15 protein-coding genes are annotated in these 19852 nt (G+C 64.1%); 11 read left to right on the top strand and 4 right to left on the bottom strand.

The annotated features are described in order from the left end of the window. The first annotated feature begins 84 nt into the window (after positions 1-84). The 4 genes from ABIC03_RS06045 (at position 85) to ABIC03_RS06030 (ending at position 6571) form a co-directional block, all read left to right on the top strand. A complete protein-coding gene (locus ABIC03_RS06045) occupies positions 85-1467 on the top strand; it encodes an ethanolamine ammonia-lyase subunit EutB (protein WP_354056339.1) in 1383 nt (460 codons plus the stop codon). Positions 1468-1619: 152 nt separating this feature from the next. Then, the gene (locus ABIC03_RS06040) at positions 1620-3206 is read left to right on the top strand and encodes a B12-binding domain-containing radical SAM protein (RefSeq protein ID WP_354056337.1); all 1587 of its coding nucleotides are present in this window, start codon (positions 1620-1622) and stop codon (positions 3204-3206) included. Between the two features lie 6 nt (positions 3207-3212). Further along, positions 3213-3998: an ethanolamine ammonia-lyase subunit EutC gene (gene eutC, locus ABIC03_RS06035; protein ID WP_354056335.1), complete on the top strand. Its 786-nt coding sequence runs from the start codon at positions 3213-3215 to the stop codon at positions 3996-3998. 206 nt (positions 3999-4204) lie between these two features. After that, positions 4205-6571 (top strand): efflux RND transporter permease subunit, encoded by a 2367-nt coding sequence (locus tag ABIC03_RS06030; protein ID WP_354056333.1) that lies wholly within the window; start codon positions 4205-4207, stop codon positions 6569-6571. Positions 6572-6690: 119 nt separating this feature from the next. On the opposite strand, the gene ABIC03_RS06025 is transcribed toward ABIC03_RS06030, so the two are convergent. Continuing rightward, entirely contained in the window at positions 6691-7188 is a 498-nt protein-coding gene (locus ABIC03_RS06025; RefSeq protein ID WP_106942534.1) for a hypothetical protein, read from the bottom strand. A 460-nt stretch (positions 7189-7648) separates the two neighbouring features. On the opposite strand from ABIC03_RS06025, the gene ABIC03_RS06020 reads away from it, so the two are divergent. The 6 genes from ABIC03_RS06020 to ABIC03_RS05995 all read left to right on the top strand — a co-directional run bounded on the left by ABIC03_RS06020 (position 7649) and on the right by ABIC03_RS05995 (position 13833). Further along, positions 7649-7882, top strand: a complete 234-nt coding sequence (locus tag ABIC03_RS06020; protein WP_007593627.1) for a hypothetical protein — start codon at positions 7649-7651, stop codon at positions 7880-7882. A gap of 194 nt (positions 7883-8076) precedes the next feature. Then, a complete protein-coding gene (gene hpnC, locus ABIC03_RS06015) occupies positions 8077-8961 on the top strand; it encodes a squalene synthase HpnC (RefSeq protein ID WP_354056330.1) in 885 nt (294 codons plus the stop codon). Then, entirely contained in the window at positions 8951-9790 is an 840-nt protein-coding gene (hpnD, locus tag ABIC03_RS06010; RefSeq protein WP_354056328.1) for a presqualene diphosphate synthase HpnD, read from the top strand. The genes hpnC and hpnD overlap by 11 nt, the downstream gene beginning before the upstream one ends. Further along, positions 9790-11046 (top strand): hydroxysqualene dehydroxylase HpnE, encoded by a 1257-nt coding sequence (hpnE, locus tag ABIC03_RS06005; RefSeq protein ID WP_354056326.1) that lies wholly within the window; start codon positions 9790-9792, stop codon positions 11044-11046. The genes hpnD and hpnE overlap by 1 nt, the downstream gene beginning before the upstream one ends. Positions 11047-11119: 73 nt before the next feature. Next, on the top strand, positions 11120-13087 hold the full coding sequence (gene shc / locus ABIC03_RS06000) for a squalene--hopene cyclase (RefSeq protein WP_354056324.1): 1968 nt from the start codon (positions 11120-11122) through the stop codon (positions 13085-13087). After that, on the top strand, positions 13084-13833 hold the full coding sequence (locus ABIC03_RS05995; protein ID WP_275170606.1) for a phosphorylase: 750 nt from the start codon (positions 13084-13086) through the stop codon (positions 13831-13833). Before shc ends, ABIC03_RS05995 begins: the two co-directional genes overlap by 4 nt. Positions 13834-14001: 168 nt before the next feature. Here the strand turns inward: ABIC03_RS05995 and hpnH are convergent, their stop codons facing one another. Together hpnH and ispH are read right to left on the bottom strand one after the other, a co-directional pair. Next, positions 14002-15162 (bottom strand): adenosyl-hopene transferase HpnH, encoded by a 1161-nt coding sequence (gene hpnH, locus ABIC03_RS05990; protein WP_007593619.1) that lies wholly within the window; start codon positions 15160-15162, stop codon positions 14002-14004. A 35-nt stretch (positions 15163-15197) separates the two neighbouring features. After that, positions 15198-16124: a 4-hydroxy-3-methylbut-2-enyl diphosphate reductase gene (gene ispH / locus ABIC03_RS05985; protein WP_219684809.1), complete on the bottom strand. Its 927-nt coding sequence runs from the start codon at positions 16122-16124 to the stop codon at positions 15198-15200. Between the two features lie 462 nt (positions 16125-16586). Between ispH and hpnN the strand changes: the two genes are divergently transcribed. After that, the gene (gene hpnN, locus ABIC03_RS05980; protein WP_354056321.1) at positions 16587-19175 is read left to right on the top strand and encodes a hopanoid transporter HpnN; all 2589 of its coding nucleotides are present in this window, start codon (positions 16587-16589) and stop codon (positions 19173-19175) included. On the opposite strand, the gene ABIC03_RS05975 is transcribed toward hpnN, so the two are convergent. Next, entirely contained in the window at positions 19143-19775 is a 633-nt protein-coding gene (locus ABIC03_RS05975; RefSeq protein ID WP_354056319.1) for a DUF2147 domain-containing protein, read from the bottom strand. The two genes, hpnN and ABIC03_RS05975, sit on opposite strands and share 33 nt — an antisense overlap. Between the last annotated feature and the right edge of the window lie 77 nt (positions 19776-19852).

Genomic DNA, 19852 nt, shown 5'->3' with positions numbered 1-19852 from the left:
GATATTTCAGCGTCTTGATCTGAAGGTATAGTCTTGGGATCGGCCCTGGAGTCGGCCTCTGGCCGACGAACCCCGGAGAGACGATTGGTCTACCGCCACACCATCGACGCCACGACCTACACGTTCCCGGATTTGCGCGACTTGCTCGCCAAGGCGACGCCGCCGCGCTCCGGCGACCGGCTGGCCGGGATCGCCGCCGCCAGTGCCGAACAGATGATCGCGGCGCGGATGGCGCTGGCCGACGTCCCGCTCGGGCAGTTCTTGCAGGAAGCCGTCATCCCCTATGAGACCGACGAGGTCACCCGCCTCGTCATCGACAGTCACGACGCCAAGGCTTTCGCGCCGGTGGCTTCGCTGACGGTCGGTGCCTTTCGCGACTGGCTGCTGTCGGATGCCGCGACGCCCGAAATCTTGCGCAAGGTGGCAGGCGGCATCACCCCGGAGATGGCGGCCGCGGTGTCGAAGCTGATGCGCAACCAGGATCTGATCCTGGCGGCGCGGAAATGCGAGGTCACCACCGCTTTCCGCAACACCATCGGCCTGAAGGGCCGGATGAGCACCCGGCTCCAGCCCAACCATCCCTTCGACGACGCCAGAGGCATCACCGCCTCCATCCTCGACGGCATCCTGCTCGGCGCCGGCGATGCCTGCATCGGCATCAATCCGGCGAGCGACGACCCGGCCGTGATCGGCCAATTGCTGCGGCTGCTCGATGAGATCATCGCGCGGCTGAAGATCCCGACCCAGGCCTGCGTGCTGACCCATGTCACCACGACGCTGTCGCTGATCGGGCAGGGCGTGCCGGTCGACCTCGTCTTCCAGTCGGTCGCCGGCACTGAGGCCGCCAACCGCAGTTTTGGCATCGACCTCGCGCTTCTCAAGGAGGCGCAAGAGGCCGGGTTGTCGCAGAGGCGCGGTACGGTCGGCCAGAACGTGATGTATTTCGAGACCGGGCAGGGCTCGGCGCTATCGGCCAACGCCCATCATGGCGTCGACCAGCAGACCTGCGAGGCGCGCGCCTATGCGGTGGCCCGTGCCTTCGCGCCCCTCCTGGTAAACAGCGTGGTCGGCTTCATCGGCCCGGAATATCTCTACGACGGCAAGGAAATCATCCGCGCCGGGCTGGAGGATCATTTTTGCGGCAAGCTGCTCGGCCTGCCGCTTGGGATCGACATCTGCTACACCAACCACGCCGAGGCGGACCAGGACGACATGGACAATCTGCTGACGCTGCTCGCGGCCGCCGGCGTCACCTTCATCATGGGTGTCCCCGGTGCCGATGACGTCATGCTGAACTATCAGTCCACGTCTTTTCACGACGCGCTCTACGTCCGCGACGTCTTCGGACTGCGCCGCGCACCGGAATTCGACGACTGGCTGGCGCAGTCGGGGATTGCGGGCGCTGACTTCCGGCTTGCCGGCGATGCAGGCCTGCTGCCCGATTTTGCCTCACGGCTGATCGCGTGACGCGGCGGAAGCACCAGGCGGCTCGAGGAAACCATTGGTGCCCTAGGGAATTATGCTCATGCCACAATATTGAGAAATTCCGGCGGCAGCATTACGCTATGTGTCTGTCTGGCAATTTCCGCAGCTAAGTCGAGCGTGGCGGGGGAGCTTTGATGCGAGCTGAAAGTAACGGGACGTCCCGGCGGATTCTTTGCGTGTTTCCGCGATACACATCGTCGTTCGGGACGTTCGAGCATTCCTACCCCCTGACCGACGGCGTCCGCGCCTTCATGCCGCCGCAAGGGCTTTTGCTGCTCGCGGCCTATCTGCCCGAGGAGTGGCAGGTCAAATTCGTCGATGAGAACCTTCGCCGTACGACTAGGGAAGAGTTCGAATGGGCGGAGGCGGTCTTCGTCAGCGGCATGCACATCCAACGCCAGCAGATGAACGATATCTGCCGCCGCGCCCACGAGTTCGATCTGCCCGTCGCGCTCGGCGGTCCCTCCGTCAGCGCCTGCCCGGATTACTATCCCTCCTTCGACTATCTCCATGTCGGCGAGCTCGGCGACGCCACCAATCAGCTGCTCGAAATACTGTCGCGCGATATCTCGCGTCCGGAAGCGCAGGTGGTGCTGACCACCAAGGACCGTGTGCCGATGACGGAGTTTCCGATCCCGGCCTACGAGCTCGCCGACGTCAAGAAATATTTCCTCGGCAGCATCCAGTATTCCAGCGGCTGTCCCTATCAGTGCGAGTTCTGCGACATCCCCGGCCTCTACGGCCGCAATCCGCGGCTCAAGTCGCCGGAGCAGATCATCGCCGAGCTCGACCGCCTGCGCGAATGCGGCATGACCGACACGGTTTATTTCGTCGACGACAATTTCATCGGCAACCGCAAGGCGGCGCTGGACCTCCTGCCGCATCTGATCGAATGGCAGAAGAGGACCGGCTACATGGTGCGGCTCGCCTGCGAGGCGACGCTCAACATCGCCAAGCGGCCGGAAATTCTCGAGAAGATGCGCGAGGCCTATTTCGTCACCATCTTCTGCGGCATCGAGACGCCCGACCCCGATGCGCTGAAGGCGATGCACAAGGACCACAACATGATGGTCCCGATCCTCGAGGGCGTGCAAACCATCAACTCCTACGGCATGGAGGTCGTGTCCGGCATCATCATGGGGCTCGACACCGACAAACCGAATACCTCGGAGGCGCTGCTCGCTTTCGTCGAGGACTCCCGGATTCCGCTGCTCACGATCAACCTGCTTCAGGCGCTGCCGAAGACGCCGCTGTGGGACCGTCTGGAGCGCGAGGGACGCCTCGTCGAGGACGACGGTCGCGATTCCAATGTCAACTTCCTGTTGCCCTACGACGACGTCGTCGCGTCCTGGAAGCACGCGATGGCCGTCGCCTACGAGCCCGAGAAGGTCTATGCGCGCTTCCAGTATCAATGCGACCACGTTTACGTGCACCGCCTGAAGATGCCGACGCCGGCCGAGATGAAGACCTGGCCCAACATCAGGCGCGGCCTCGTCATGCTGCGAAACATCTTCTGGAAGGTCGGCGTGCTCGGCGACTACAAGCGCGTGTTCTGGAAGTTTGCGCTGGGCCGCATCAAGCGCGGCGATCTCGAAGGCCTGATCGGCTGCACCCTGATCGCCCACCATCTCATCACCTTTGCGCGGGCGGCCTCGACCGGCCAGCAGAACGCCTCGAATTATTCGATCCGGCTACGCGAGGCCTCCGTCCCCGCCGAATGATGCGACATGTCTGATCCGGCCACCCCGCGTCGTCCGACCCTCGATCTGCGGTCGCTCACGCCCGCGCGCGTCGCGCTCGGGCGCAGCGGCGCCAGCCTGCCGACGCGGGCACTGCTCGATTTCACGCTGGACCATGCCCGCGCCCGCGATGCCGTGCATGCCGTCTTCGATGCGCCGCGGCTGGTCGCGGACCTCCGCGCGCTTGGCCTCGTCGTTAACGAGGCGAACAGCCAGGCGGTCGACCGCGGGGACTATCTGCGGCGGCCCGATCTGGGCAGACGGCTCGATGCCGGATCAGCCGAGGTCCTGACGCGGAGCGCCTCGGAGCCGTGCCAACTCGCGGTCGTGATCGGCGATGGGCTGTCGGCGGCGGCGGTCCACGCCCATGCGGTCGCGCTCGTAATGCGCCTGCTGCCGTTGCTCGCAGCCGACGATGGTGTCGCGATCGGCCATGTCGTCGTCGCCTCAGGCGCGCGCGTCGCGCTCGGCGACGAGATCGGCGCCATTCTCGGCGCGCGCATGGTGGTGACGCTGATCGGCGAGCGGCCGGGCCTGTCGGCGCCCGACAGTCTCGGCGCCTATCTGACTTTCGCCCCGAAGCCTGATCGCAGCGATGCCGAGCGCAATTGCGTGTCGAACATCCACAAGGCCGGGTTGAGCTATGACGAGGCCGCCTTCAAGATCGCCTGGTTGGTCCGCGAGGGGCTCGCGCGGGAACTGACCGGTGTGGCGCTGAAGGACGAGAGCGCGGACCGCGCGCCGCGTCGAATTGGCACGGCTTTGCCCGGATGAAGGACATTAAGGCAAAATCGCCATATCTTGATCGATTCGGCCACACTCCGCCTGCTTGCGAGAAGGGTGATTGACCTGCTAAACCCCTCGCGGCGATTTTCTGCGCATTTTCAAAGGGCAAGCCTCCCATTGGTATGGCATTTTCAAGCCGTTCGCGGGGCGCGACAAGCTCACAGACCCGAGCCGATTTAGGAACTGGACAAGGCATGCTCGAAAAGCACAGCGAGAGTGAGGTTCATGTCGACAAGGTCGAGCAGGGACCTGCGTCCTCGATCGCCTTCGGGCTGGAGCGCATCGGGCTGATCGCAGTCCGGGCGCCCATCGTCTCGTGCATCGTCCTGCTCGTGCTGATCGTCGGCGCCGTGTTCGGCATCCACCGGATCAAGATCGACGATTCGCTGTCGCAGCTGTTCCGGTCCAACACGCCGGAATTCCGCCAGTACGAAGCGGTGACCAAGAAGTTCCCGGCTGAGGAATTCGACGTCCTCGTCGTGGTCGAGGGCAAGACCCTGCTGGCGCGGAACAACCTCGAGAAGCTGCGCGACTTCGTCACCGACATGCAACTGGTCGAGGGCACGCGCGGACTGGTCTCGCTGTTCTCCGCGCGTCAGGCGCCGGCGCCGGGCAAGCTTCCCGCCGCGCTGTTTCCGCCCGAGCTACCCGAGGGCGAGGCCTATAACAAGTTCATCGAGGGCGTCAAAGCCAACGAGATCATCCGCGGCAAGCTGTTGTCCGAGGACGGCACGCTGGCGCTGATCGTGCTGTCGCTCGATCCGGAGGTGGTCGCCTCCAACAAGCTGACCAAGACCGTCGCCGACATCCGCGCGCTGATGAAGGAAGACCTCGGCGACACCGGCCTCAACGTGCAGCTTTCCGGCGTGCCGGTGATGCAGCTCGAGATCCGCAACGCGGTCGAGCGCGACGGGCTCACCTACAACATCCTCGGCATTCTCGCCGGCTGTGTCATCGCCATCATCTTCTTTAGAAAAATCTCGTTCATGGTGGCGGCGGCGTTCCCGCCCATGATCGCGATCCTGCTGGCGCTCGGCGCGCTCGGCTGGGCCAATTTCAATCTCAACATGTTCCTGAACGTGATGACGCCGCTCATCATGGTGATCAGCTTCTCGGACTCGATGCAGCTGACTTTCGCCGCGCGCGACCGGCTGATCGCGGGCCAGGACAAGTTCACCGCGTTCAAGAACGCGGTGCTGGTGGTGGGGCCGGCCTGCGTGCTGACGCACGGCACCGCCGGCATTTCCTTCATCGCGCTCCAGTTCTCCGACTCCGATCTGATCCGCAAGTTCGGCGAGGCGGGTCTCGCCGCCACCATCATCGCGCTGGTCGCGGTGTTGTCACTGGTGCCGGTGTTCGGCGTGCTGTTGGTGCGCAACGAGAAGGTCTTTGCGACCAAGTTCCAGAGCGCGGATGCCGGCGTGCAGGCGCTGCGTAATTTCTGCTACTGGATCGCGGTGCGCATGGTGGGCCGTCCCGGCCTGTTCAGCCTGATCGCCGTGCTGTTCGTCGCCGGCCTCGGCGTCATCTACGCCAATCTGGAGCCGCGCTACCGGCTCGCCGACCAGGTGCCGGACAAGCGCCAGGCGGTCGCCGCCAGCGACCGGCTCGACGCCAAGCTCACGGGCGCCAACCCGGTCAACGTTCTGATCCAGTTCCCCAAGGGTGAATCGCTCTATTCGCCGGAGACGCTGCAGACCATCGCGGACGTGCACGCGACGGTGGAGAAGGCAGCCGGTGTCGGCAACGTCTGGTCGGTCGAGACCCTGCGCCGCTGGCTCGCGGATAAGGCCGGCAGCGCCGATGTCGCGACCCTGAAGGAATATGTCAGCGTCATTCCGGAGCATCTGGTGCGCCGGTTCATCGATGCCGAGCAGGACGCCGTCGTGGTCGCAGGTCGCGTGCCGGACAAGGATTCCAGCCAGCTCCTGCCGATCGTCGACAAGCTCGATTCCGAGCTCGACGCCGTCCGCAAGAAGCATCCCGGCTATGAAGTGGCGGTCACGGGTCTTGCCGCGATTGCCGCGCGCAACTCGGCCGGCATGATCGAGAAGCTCAATCGCGGGCTCACCGTCGAATTCGCGCTGGTCGCGATCTTCATCGGCCTGGCCTTCCGCTCCTGGGTGGTGATGTTCGCCTGCATCCTGCCGGGCATCTTCCCCGTGGTGATGTCGGGAACGGTGCTGTGGGCGATGGGTGAGGGACTGCAATTCGCCAGCGTCGTGGCTCTGACCGTTTCGTTTGGCCTGGGCTTAAGCGCCACCATCCACTTTCTCAATCGCCTCAGGCTCGAGAGCAAGCCGGGCGTCGGCTCGGCGCTCGCGGTGGAGCGCGCGACCGTGCTGGTCGGCCCGGCATTGATCCTGACCACGCTGGTGCTGGCCTGCGGTCTCGTCGTCACGGTGTTCTCCGACCTGCCGTCGCTACGGCTGTTCGGCTGGCTCAGCGCCTTCTCGATGGTCATGGCGCTCGTCGCCGACCTCTTCATCCTGCGGCCGACGGCGATGTGGCTGATCAATCTGCACGGCAAGCTTCAGGGCACCGACAAGCCGGCGATCTGAGCGGCTGATCCATCGGACATGGATCGGCGGGGTCCGGCGATTGCGCCGCGGCTCCGAAAAACAACAAAGCCCCGGTTCGCGAGAACCGGGGCTTGCTTCTTTCGAAGCGGTAAGAGCTGTCAGCCCTTCGTCATCGTGATGTTGACGCCGCGAATCTCGCCCTTGGATGAGATCTGCACCGTCTGCTTGGTGCCGTTGGTGCGCAGCGACAAATTGGCGGCAAAGCCGTTGGCCTCGACGAAAACCTCGATCTGGCCGCCGCCGGCGGTGCCCTGCAGATTGCCGAAGATGTTGCGGTTGGTCTCGCTCCAATTGCCGGAGATCCGCTCGCCCTGGCTGGTCACGTCGCTGGTGAGGTCGAACTTGTAGCTGTCGGACGCGCAGTGCAGCGCCTGCTTGAGGCTGAGACCGGTGCCGGCAACCTTGTAGTCCGCCTTGCAGCGGATGCGCTCGGTGGAGCCGTCGGACAGCGACACCGTACCCGTCCCGGTCCACGCGCCCTCGAAACCTGCAAACGGTCCGGACGACTGAGCCTGACTTGCCGAAACTGAGAACAGCAGCACAGCGCCGATGCCGGCCGCCTTGATTGCCAGTTCAGATCGTCCAAAGAATTTCATCTCAAGATATCCCGTTTTGGAACGACGTTCGCTTGTCACCAAGGACGTCTCGCCACATCGAAGGTTTAGTGTTCCGAGCCTGTGTCAGGTTCAATGGCCGGCCGCCCACATGTCGGCATCGCGAAGCGCGCTTGCCATGGTTGACCTCCGGATTCTCTGCGTTTCGGCATGTTTCTGGCGCCCAAGGCGGGATGGAGAGATGCAGCTCTGCAACAGGTGCGCAGCAAAACGCGGCGTGCCTGAATTATGGCGTAGTATCAATCTCTTACATTTGCCAGAGAAGGCATAGGGAAGACCTGATTTGGTGGACGTGGCGCCAATTTGGCCGCATTTGCCAGTGCTTGTGCCTTCTCTGAGGCCGCTACTCCTGCGGCGACTTGCCATCAGAACAATCCGATCCGGTCGTCGCCCTGTGCTGCCCGGGATTGGTGCGATTCTGCCGTCAGAATGAAGGAATACAATGCGTAAGCTTCTCGTCGCTCTCACCTTGCTGTCGGCCTCCCTCTCGACCGCAGCGTTCGCCCAGCAAGGGCGCGGCACGGACGCCGAGCAGAAGGCCTGCTCGCGCGATGTGCAGAAGCTCTGCCGTCCGGTCATCGACCAGGGCGATTTCACCATCCTGGCCTGCCTCAAGGAGAACCGGGCCAAGATTTCGCAGGCCTGCGACCAGGTCCTGAAGAACCACAACCAGTAAGCTCGGCCACTGGCCCACAAAAGGCGGCTTCCGGGGCCGCTTTTTCGGACCTGATACGCAAAGGGCAGCCATCGAGAGACAGGATTGGTTTTGCGGCCGTATTCCCCTATATGGGGGCCGCGGCGGCATCGCCGGCACGGGCTAGCGCGAGCGAAAAAGCCCTTCCTGTCCAAACGATTGTAGACCAGCCCTCGATGACCTCTGCGAGCGAATTGCGATCCGGCAAGGGTGAGCGCGACGAGAATTTTCCCGTCGCGTCCTGGATCATTCATCCGCGTCATCGCGCGCTGATCCTGGCGTATTACAATTTCGTCCGCACCGCCGACGACATCGCCGACCACGCCACGCTGCCGCCCGACGAGAAGCTCGCTTATCTCGACCTGCTCGAGGCGGAATTGCTCGGCAAGGGCGACACCCAGGCCGAGGCCGTCAGCCTGCGGCACGCACTGGCCGAACGCGGCATGGCGCCGCGCCACGCGCTCGACGTGCTCATCGCGTTCCGCATGGACGTGACCAAGTTGCGCTACGAGAATTGGGACGAGGTCATCCATTATTGCCGCTACTCGGCGATGCCGGTCGGCCGCTTCATGCTCGACGTCCATGGTGAGAGCACCTCGACCTGGGCCGCGTCGGATGCGCTCTGCGCAGCGCTGCAGATCAACAACCACCTTCAGGATTGCGGCAAGGATTTCCGCGAGCTCAACCGCGTCTACCTGCCGCGCGATGCGCTGGCCGCGAGTGGCGCCTCGGTCGAGCAGCTCGGACTGGCGCAATCGCCGCCGGCGATGCTGGCCTGCCTTCAGGCTCTCGCCGTGCGCAACGAAGCGCTGCTCGACGAGGGCAGGTCGCTAGCTGCGGAGATCCGGGATTTCCGCCTCGGCGTCGAGGTCTCCGTGATCCAGGCCTATGCCGACCGCATCGTGCGCCTGTTGAAGGTGCGCGATCCCTTGCGCGAGCGCGTGCACCTGAACAAGCTCGAGCTCCTCACCTTCAGCCTCGCCGGCATGATCGGCGAAGTCGGCCGCCGCGCGGTCGGACGCAAGGCCATTTCCAGACCGGGGACTGCACATGACGCTTGAGGCGACCTCGCCCGGCGCCAATTATGGCTCGACCGCATCCGGCAGTTCGTTCTACGCCGCGATGCGCATCCTGCCGCACGACCAGCGCGAAGCGATGTTCCAGATCTACAGCTTCTGCCGCCAGGTCGACGACATCGCCGATTCCGATGGCCCGCGCGACGAGCGGCTCGCCGCCCTTCAGGCGTGGCGCAACGACATCGATGCGCTCTACCAGGGCAATCCGCCGCCGCGGCTGAAGGACTACGTCGCGTCGGTGAAGACCTTCGGCCTCAAGCGCGAGGATTTCCTTGCGATCGTCGACGGCATGGAGATGGACGTGCCGCAGGACATCCGCGCGCCCGACATGGCGACGCTGGATCTCTACTGCGATCGCGTTGCGAGTGCCGTGGGGCGGCTGTCGGTCCGGGTCTTCGGCCTGCCGGAAGAAGACGGCATCGAGCTCGCGCATCATCTCGGCCGCGCGCTCCAGCTCACCAACATCCTGCGCGACATCGACGAGGACGCGGGCCTCGGGCGGCTCTATCTGCCGCGCGAAGCGCTGCTGCATGCCGGCATCACCTCCAACGATCCGGACCGCGTGATCGTCGAGCGCGCGCTGCCGAAGGTCTGCCTGCCGCTGGCGCAACGCGCAAAGGTGTATTTCGAGAAGTCGGACGAGATCATGAATCGCAACCGGCGCCGCGCGGTGCGCGCGCCGCGGATGATGTCGAAATACTATCATGCCATTCTGGATCTCCTGATCGCGCGCGGGTTCAACGCGCCGCGTCAGCCGGTGCGTGTGTCGAAGATCACACGCATCGCCATCCTGCTCCGTTACGCTCTCATCTGATGCAAAAAACAGCTCACATCATCGGCGCTGGAATCTCCGGCCTCTCCGCCGCCGTGCGGCTTGCCAATGCCGGCTTCAAGATCGCCGTGCACGAGGCGACGCAGCAGGCCGGCGGCCGCTGCCGTTCCTATTTCGACGGTGCCACCAATCTCACCATCGACAACGGCAACCATTTGCTGCTGTCCGGCAATAGCCACGCGCGCGCATATGCGCGCTCGATCGGCACCGAGGCGGGCCTCGTCGGTCCGGAGCGCGCGCAGTTTCCCTTCGTCGATATCACGACCGGGCAGCGCTGGCAGATCGATCTCGGCGACGGCCGGCTGCCGACGTGGGTGCTCGACGAGAGCCGCCGCGTCCCCGACACCGGGTTGACCGATTATCTGAAGCTGGCGCCGCTGATCTGGGCCTCGGAAGAGACGCTGGTCGGCAAGTCCATTCCCTGCGAGGGCATCCTCTATCAGCGCCTGGTGCAGCCGCTACTGCTGGCGGCGCTCAACGTCGATCCACCCGAAGGCTCGGCTGGGCTTGCCGGCGCGATCGTCCGCGAGACGCTGCTTGCCGGCGGGCAGGCCTGCCGTCCCCTGATCGCGCGGGACGGACTAAGTGCGGTGCTGATCGAGCCTGCCGTGACGTTCCTGCAGGAGCGCGGCCACACCGTTCAGCTCGGCCATGAGCTGCGCTCGTTTGCGACCCATGACGGCAAGGTCGGTGCGCTGAATTTCGGCGGCGAGGATGTGATCCAGATCGGCGCGGGCGACGTCGTCGTGATGGCGGTGCCGCCGCGCGCTGCCTCCAACTTGCTGCCGGGCCTGAAGACGCCGACCGAATTCCGCGCCATCGTGAATGCGCATTTCCGTGTTGAGCCGCCGGCGGGATCGGCTCCGATCCTCGGCGTAATCGGTGGCGTCGTGGAATGGCTGTTTGCGTTCCCGAACCGGCTTTCCGTCACCATCAGCAACGGCGACCGTCTGGTCGAGATGCCGCGCGAGGAACTCGCGCAGGCGATCTGGAACGACGTCTGCAAGGCGGGCGGTGTTTCCGGCGAGCTGCCCCCTTGGCAGATCGTGCGCGAGCGCCGCGCCACATTTGCGGCGACTCCGGCGCAGAATGCCCTGCGTCCAGGGCCGGTCACTGCGCTGAAAAACCTGTTTCTTGCAGGCGATTGGACTGCTACGGGATTGCCTGCAACCATCGAGGGATCGGTCCGATCCGGTGATCGCGCCGCCGATCTGGTTCTGGCCGCCAAGGGATACTGACAGGCGGCCCTGACGGGCATTTGTCCCGGTCAATTTCGACCAATTCAATCGACTATCGGAGCAATCGAGCGAGATGGATTCCGTGAACGCGACCAGCCGCGAAGCCCAAGAATTGAGAAACTTGGAATCGAGCATTGTGTCGGCCACCGAAGGCGTCCTCGGCTTCCAGCAACCCGACGGCCATTGGGTGTTCGAGCTCGAGGCCGATTGCACGATTCCGGCCGAATACGTGCTGCTGCGCCATTATCTGGCCGAGCCGGTCGATGCCGTGCTCGAAGCCAAGATCGCCAATTATCTTCGCCGCGTTCAGGGCGCCCATGGCGGTTGGCCGCTGGTGCATGACGGCGAGTTTGACATGAGCGCCAGCGTGAAGGCGTATTTCGCGCTGAAAATGATCGGGGATTCCATCGACGCGCCGCACATGGTGCGTGCGCGCGAGGCGATCCATTCCCGCGGCGGCGCCATTCACAGCAACGTCTTCACGCGCTTCATGCTTGCGATGTTTGGCGTCGTGACCTGGCGCGCGGTACCGGTGCTGCCGATCGAGATCGTGCTGCTGCCGTTCTGGTCGCCTTTCCACATCAACAAGATCTCCTACTGGGCGCGCACCACCATGGTGCCGCTGATGGTCATCGCCGCGCTGAAGCCGCGGGCGAGGAATCCCAAGGGCATCGGTATCGACGAGCTGTTCCTGCAGGATCCGCGCTCGATCGGCATGACTGCCAAGGCGCCGCACCAGAGCATGGCCTGGTTCGTGCTGTTCCGCGCGCTCGACGGCATTTTGCGCGTGGTCGAGCCGATGTTTCCCAAGAGCCTGCGTAAGCGCGCGATCGAGGCAGCGCTCGCCTTCACCGAGGAGCGGCTCAATGGCGAGGACGGCATGGGCGCGATCTATCCGCCAATGGCCAACATCGTCATGATGTACGACGCACTCGGCAAGGACGAGAACTTCCCGCCGCGCGCGATCACGCGCCGGGGTATCGACAAGCTGCTCGTGATCAAGGACGACGAAGCCTATTGCCAGCCCTGCGTCTCGCCGGTGTGGGACACGACGCTGACCGCCCACGCGCTGCTCGAAGCCGGCGGTAACAGGGCGGTGCCGGCGGCCAAGCAGGGTCTCGACTGGCTGATCCCGAAGCAGGAGCTCGAGGTGAAGGGCGACTGGGCGGTGAAGCGGCCCGACGTGCGCCCGGGCGGCTGGGCCTTCCAGTACAACAATGCCCATTATCCCGATCTCGACGATACCGCGGTGGTGGTGATGTCGATGGACCGCATGCGCCGGGAGCACGGCGCGACCGGCTATGACGCCGCGATCGACCGTGCGCGGGAGTGGATCGAGGGCATGCAGAGCGACGACGGCGGCTGGGCTGCCTTCGACGTCAACAATCTCGAATATTATCTGAACAACATCCCGTTCTCGGACCATGGCGCGCTGCTCGATCCACCGACCGAGGACGTCACCGCGCGCTGCGTCTCGATGCTGGCCCAGCTCGGCGAGACCGCGAAGACCAGCAAGCATGTCGCGGACGGGATCGACTACCTCCGAAAGACCCAGCACCCGGAAGGGTCCTGGTATGGCCGCTGGGGGATGAACTTCATCTATGGAACCTGGTCGGTGCTGTGCGCCCTCAACATGGCCGGCGTCCGCCATGACGACCCCATGATCCGGAAAGCCGCCGGCTGGCTGGCCTCGATCCAGAACAAGGACGGCGGCTGGGGCGAGGATGCCGTCAGCTACCGGCTGGATTACCGGGGCTGGGAAGCGGCCGCCTCGACCGCCTCGCAAACGGCATGGGCCTTGCTTGCCCTGATGGCGGCAGGCGAGGTTGATCACCCGGCCGTCGCCCGCGGGGTGGAGTACCTGATTGCAACACAGAACGAAAAAGGACTGTGGGACGAACAGCGGTACACCGCCACAGGCTTTCCCCGTGTATTCTATCTACGGTACCATGGTTACCCGAAGTTCTTCCCGCTGTGGGCGTTGGCGCGGTATCGGAACTTGCGGAACACCAACAGCAGGGTGGTAGGGGTCGGAATGTGACTTTGGGGACGGGGGACTATCTTACCGCGGGTCAAACCGTTGATCCGAGGCCGATATTGATCGTGACTGGACTGGTTCAGGAGGCCCGCATCGCGGCCGGGCCCGGAATGGCGGTCATTTGTTCGTCGAGCAGCCCGACCCAGTTGCGGGCGCTGTTGACGGTGCTGGATCCCGAGACGATTCGCGGTGTGATCTCCTTTGGCGTTGCCGGCGGGCTCGACCCGACGCTGCGCTCCGGCGACGTCGTGCTGGCGACCGAGGTGCTCGCGGGCGACACCCGCTGGGCCGCCGGCCTCTCGCTCGGCGACGACCTGATCGACCGCCTGACGTCGGGGCGCCGCCGCGTGGTGCGCGGCAGCCTCGCCGGTGCCGAGGAAGTGGTTACGGGGCGCTCCTGCAAGGCGGCGCTGCATTCCGAGACCGGAGCGGCCGCCGTCGACATGGAAAGCCACATCGCGGCCGCCTACGCCGCCGAGGCCGGCTTGCCGTTCGCCGCGGTCCGCGTCATCAGCGATCCCGCCCATCGCGCGCTGCCGGCGCTCGCCCGCGCCGCCATCAAGCCGAACGGCCAGATCGACGTGCTGGCCGTGCTGCGCGGCATCGCGCGCAATCCGACCGCGCTGCATGGACTGGTCTCGACCGGCCTCGACTTCAACCGCGCGTTGCGCTCACTTCGCGGCTGCCGCGACTTCCTGATCGGCACCGAGCTGGTCGAGGGCGAGGCGCTGGTCTCCGAGGCGGCCTGAGCGGGGTTCTGCGATCTGACAAAACAAAAGGCCCGGTCGCGATGGCGACCGGGCCTTTTGTTTTGATCTGCGTAGCTCGGATGGAGCAGAGCGCAATCCGGGGCCTTCAACGCGGAGGCACCGTCCCGGATTTCGCTTGCGCTCCATCCGGGCTACAGGGCATCGCGCTTAGGCAGCGGTCGAAGCCTTCCGTGCGGCCTTCTCTTGGGCAGCAGCGGCCTCGTCCTTGCGAATCTCCGACAGGCGCTTCTGCACTTCCGCCGAGAAGATGTACTGCGCCGGACGCTGCTTGCTCATGTCGATCTCCGGCGCCATCGGACCCGTGGTCCTGATGCCGCGCAGCGACACCCACATCGCCTTCAGCGGGTTGTTGATGGCTGCGGTCGCCGCCGTCGGCTCGTAGCCGCAATGGGCCATACAGTCGGCGCACTTCTCGTACTTGCCGGTGCCGTAGGTCTCCCAGTCGGTGGTGTCCATCAGCTCCTTGAAGGTTTTGGCGTAGCCTTCACCGAGCAGATAGCAGGGCTTCTGCCAGCCGAAGATGTTGCGCGCGGGCATGCCCCAGGGCGTGCACTCATATTCCTGGTTGCCGGCGAGGAAGTCGAGGAACAGGCCGGAATGCATGAAATTCCACTTCTTGCCTTTGCCCATCGCAAAGACGTCGCGGAACAGCTTCTTGGTCTTGGTGCGGTTGAGGAAGTGCTCCTGGTCGGGCGCGCGCTCATAGGCGTAGCCGGGCGACATCGAGACGCCGACACCGAGCTCGACCGTGAGGTCGAGGAACTTGGCGATCTCCTCGGCCGGGTGGCCGTCGAAGATGGTGGCGTTGACGTTGACGGTGAAGCCGCGGGCCTTGGCCGCCTTGATCGCGGAGACGGCGCGGTCGAACACGCCCTTCTGCGACACGGCCTTGTCGTGGTGCTCCTTCAGGCCATCGAGATGCACCGAGAAGAACAGATAGGGCGAGGGCTCGAACAGATCGAGCTTCTTCTCGAGCAACAACGCGTTGGTGCAGAGCGAGACGAACTTCTTGCGCGCCACGAGGCCGCGCACGATCTCGCCGATCTCCTTGTGGATCAGCGGCTCGCCGCCGGGAATGGCGACCATCGGCGCGCCGCACTCGTCGGCCGCGTCCCAGCACTCCTGTGCGGTCATGCGGCGGTTGAGGATCGCATCCGGATAGTCGATCTTGCCGCAGCCGACGCAGGCGAGGTTGCAGCGGAACAGCGGCTCCAGCATCAGCACGAGCGGATAGCGCTTGCGGCCAAGCAGCTTCTGCTTGATCAAATAGCCGCCGATACGCATTTCCTTGAAGAAGGGGATAGCCATTACAAGTTTCTTTCTGGGCTTGAAATTCGGGTGGGTCAGCTCGCAGCCAGTTGGGCCGGAAGCCGGAATTCGATGTTTTCCTCGCGGCCGGGGAGCACCGAGACCTTGACCGGTCCGATCCGCCGCATTGCTTCGATCACGTCATCCACGAGTACCTCGGGCGCCGAAGCGCCAGCCGTGACACCGACGGTTCTGGCATCTTTCAACCACTCGGGATTGAGCGCGCTGCCGTCGGCAATCAGATAACTCGCGACACCGGCCTCAGTGCCGATTTCGCGGAGCCGGTTCGAGTTCGAGCTATTGGCAGCGCCCACCACCAAGATCACGTCGACCAGCTTGCTCAAATCCCTTACCGCAGATTGGCGGTTCTGTGTCGCATAGCAGATATCCCGGATATCCGGACCTTGAATATCTGTAAAGCGGGCCTGCAGGGCCGAAATGATGTCCTTGGTGTCATCCACAGACAGGGTGGTCTGGGTGATGTAGGCCACTGGCGTATCCGCCGGCAGCTCAAGGGCCTTAACCTCTTCAACACTTTGGACTAGCAGGACGGGGGCGGGAACCTGGCCCATCGTACCCTCGACCTCGGGGTGGCCAGCATGGCCGATCAGGATCAGGGTGCGGCCCCTGGCGATGTAGCGCTTCCCCTGATTGTGAACTTTCGTGACCAGGGGGCAGGTGGCATTGAGCACTGGAAGGTCGCGCGCGGCCGCTTCTTCCTCGACGCTGCGGGCGACGCCATGAGCGCTGAAGACCGTCACGGCCTTCGGCGGCACCTCCGAAAGTTCCTCGACGAAGATCGCGCCTTTGTTTTTCAGGCTCTCGACGACGTACTTGTTGTGCACGATCTCATGGCGCACGTAGACGGGCGGGCCGTACTTCTCCAGCGCCCGTTCCACAATCTCGATCGCACGCACCACTCCCGCGCAAAAGCCACGCGGTTGCGCCAGATAAACTTCCATTGGACGCCCATCACGCAAGTTGCACCAATCCGCTCTCAAGTTCAGGGGACACCCCGATACGAACCAATGAGTTGCAATATCCGCACCACGGTTTCGCGCAGGCGGTAGCCGCCCACCCCTGTCGCCGCCCCGGTGCATGGAGGCGCAGCACTTTGTGTCAAAAAATCGGCAGTAAGGAAAGGTGGAACGAACTTTGGTTCCCTAGTGGATCACTTTTGCGGTACTATAGTAGAGGGCGCCCGTGGCCGCAAAAGTGGCGACATTTGTGCGCGCGCTTCGTCACTTTCCCGCCTCAACTCCCCGGCTATACCGACTGCCCCGCATGATTTTGCCATGGTCTTCCGCCGTTTACCTCGAACCTTCTGACGGCGATAACCACTCAAAACAGCAATAGGTTTCGGCCGGGAACTCCGTTAAACAGCGGGCGTTTCCGGCAAGCTGTTAACCGCAGAAAGAAAAGTAGTGCTGCAAAGCGTAGTCGTTGCCACCGTCAGGGCCTGCACCCGGTTTGCCTCCCTCGTCGTCGTTCTCGGGCTCCTGCTGGCGGTGGGGGCGGGCTATTACACGTCCCGGCACTTTGCCATCAACACCGACATCAATTCGCTGATTGCCCAAAATCTGGACTGGCGCCAACGTGACCAGCAGTTCGATCGCGCCTTCGACCGCGATGCCACGATTACGGCGGTCGTCGAAGCCAAGACGCCGGAGATGGCGACCGCGGCGTCGGACGCGCTCTATGCCAAGCTGAAGGACAACAAGACCGACTTCCAGTCGATGCAGCAGCTCGGCACCGGCGAGTTCTTCGAGAAGAATGGTCTGTTGTTCCTGCCGACTGAGGAAGTCGCCAAGGTCACCAGCCAGTTCGAATCCGCCGCGCCCCTGATCGAGATCATGGCGGGCGATCCCTCGATCCGCGGCCTGACCGGCGCGCTGGAAACGGGACTTGCCGGCGTCAAGCGCGGCCAGGTCAAGCTCGACAACACCGAACGGCCCTTCAACCAGATCGCGCAAACGGTCGAGACCGTGCTCAATAAGGGCAACGCGACCTTCTCCTGGCGCGAGCTCGTCAGTGACGACCCGCTGACGGATTCGGACAAGCGCGCCTTCATCGAGTTCAAGCCCGTCCTCGACTACAACGCGCTCGAGCCCGGCAAAGGCGCCACCGACGCGATCCGCAAGGCCGCAGCCGATCTGGATTTTGCCACCAAATATCAGGCGCGTGTGCGGCTGACCGGTCCGGTCCCGATCGCCAACGAGGAATATGCAACCGTCCAGGAAGGTGCCGTCGTCAATGGCATCGGCACGGTCCTCGTCGTGCTGCTCATCCTGTGGCTGGCGCTACATTCGGCGAAGATCATCTTCGCGGTGTTCGTCAATCTCTTCGTCGGTCTTGCGCTGACGACCGCCGCGGGCCTGATGATGGTGGGCTCGCTCAATTTGCTGTCGATCGCGTTCGCCGTGCTGTTCGTCGGCCTCGGCGTCGATTTCGGCATTCAGTACAGCGTCCGCTATCGCTCCGAACGCTACAAGCACAACGACCTTTCGGGTGCGCTGGTGCTGGCCGCCAAGCGCTCGGCAATTCCGTTGTCGCTGGCGGCAATGGCGACCGCGGCCGGCTTCCTCTGCTTCATCCCCACCGACTACAAGGGCATCGCCGAACTCGGTCAGATCGCCGGCGTCGGCATGCTGGTGGCGTTTGTTACCAGCATCACCGTGCTCCCGGCGATGCTGAAGCTGTTGAACCCGCCCGGCGAGAAAGAGCCGGTCGGCTACGCCTTCCTGGCGCCGCTCGATCACTTCCTGGAGAAGCACCGCGTGCTGGTCGTCGGTGGTACGATGTTTCTGGCGATCGCCGGCCTGCCGCTGCTCTATTTCATGAAGTTCGACTTCAACCCGATGAACCTGCGCAACCCCAAGGCGGAGTCGATCGCGACCTTCCTCGATTTGCGCAAGGATCCCAACACCGGCGCCAATGCCATCAACGTGATGACCACGTCTGAAGAGCAGGCAAGGCAGGTGGAGGCGAAGCTGGAGAAGGTGCCGGAGGTGTTGCGGGTGATGTCGCTCAACAGCTTCGTTCCTGAAGACCAGGCGCCGAAGCTGAAGCTGATCGCGCAGGGCGCCAAGGTGCTGAACCCCGCGCTCAATCCCGACCAGATCGACGCCGCGCCGACGGACAAGGAAAACGTCGATGCGCTGAAATCCTCGGTCGACAATCTGCGCCGGACGGCAGGGGATGCGAAAGGCCCGGGTGCGGTCGCCTCGCGTCGGCTCGCTGACGCGCTGGAAAAGCTCGCCAATGGCGACGAGGCCACGCGGAATAAAGCCCAGGACGTGTTCGTCGCGCCGATGAAGATCGTTTTCGACCAGCTCCGGAACGCGATGCAGGCCGAGCCGGTCACCCTGAAGTCATTGCCGGCAGATCTCGTTAGCGCCTGGAAGAGCAAGGACGGCATCATCCGCGTCGAGGCGCTGCCGAAGGGCGATCCCAACGACAACGACACGCTGCGCAGATTTGCGGCGGCTGTGCTCGTTGCGGAGCCGACCGCGATCGGCGGTCCGGTCTCGATCCTGAAGTCCGGCGACACCGTGGTGAAGGCGTTCATCCATGCCGGAATCTATGCGCTGCTGGTGATCGGCCTGCTGCTGTGGATCACGCTGCGCCGGTTCGTCGACGTGCTGATGACGCTGGTGCCGCTGCTGGTGGCCGGCGCGGTGACGCTCGAGATCTGCGTGCTGATCGGCTTGCCGCTCAACTTCGCCAACATCGTCGCGTTCCCGCTGCTGCTCGGCGTCGGCGTGGCCTTCAAGATCTACTATGTCGTGGCCTGGCGCTCGGGCAGGACAAACCTGCTCCAGACCAGCCTGACGCGCGCGATCTTTTTCAGCGCACTGACAACGGCGACGGCGTTCGGCAGCCTTTGGCTGTCGAGCCATCCCGGCACGTCCAGCATGGGCAAGCTGCTCGCGTTGTCGCTGGTGACGACGCTCGCCGCCGTGCTGCTGTTTCAGCCCGCCCTAATGGGCAAACCCCGCAATCTCAGGGAGTAGGCAGATGTCGCCGACCTGGTCGGCGGCGCCCTTCTGACCGGGTTTGGCAGTGCCGCCGGGCTTGGGAGGTGCGGGCGCAGGCTGCGCCGCCGTAGCGCCCGTCGTTGCCGGGGCTTTCGGCGCGGCGCCGGTGGGCTTCGGCGCGCCCTTGGCCATGGCGTTGGCGGGGCTCAGGGGAATCGGGGGGCTGACCCGGGTCCAGGTCTCGCCACCGCACAGGAAGCCCATCACGCAGCCCTTGATCTCGAGCTGGTCGGTGCCAACCGGCGTGATGGTCGCGCTGTAGAGCTGGCCGTCCTTGGCGTTGTAGACCTGACCTTCCCACTGATCGGCGCCGGGCTTCTTCTTCATGTCGATCAGGGTCGCCATGCCTAGCGTGGGCCGGGTCTTTTTCGAGGCGTCCGGATTGTTCTCGTCGCGGCCGCCGGGCTGTTTTTCCCAGGAAACCGCGCCCCACATGCTGCCATTGCATTGGGCGACACGAATGTTGGCGACGGCATCGGCAACCCGCCAGTCGCCGGTCGGATCGGCGGCGAGCGCCGGGGTCAGGCAGGTGTAACCGCCAGCCAGTATTAGTCCGGTGTAAAGGGCTAAACGCATGATAGTTCCTTGGCAGTGCAACATGGTCTAAAGCTCTGCTTGCGAAGATGGTCCGAAAAAGGGCAAAAGGCCGCACA

This window comes from Bradyrhizobium sp. RT6a (genome assembly GCF_040547675.1).
Classification (GTDB): Bacteria; Pseudomonadota; Alphaproteobacteria; order Rhizobiales; family Xanthobacteraceae; genus Bradyrhizobium.
This window is presented reverse-complemented; position numbering and strand designations above follow the sequence as displayed.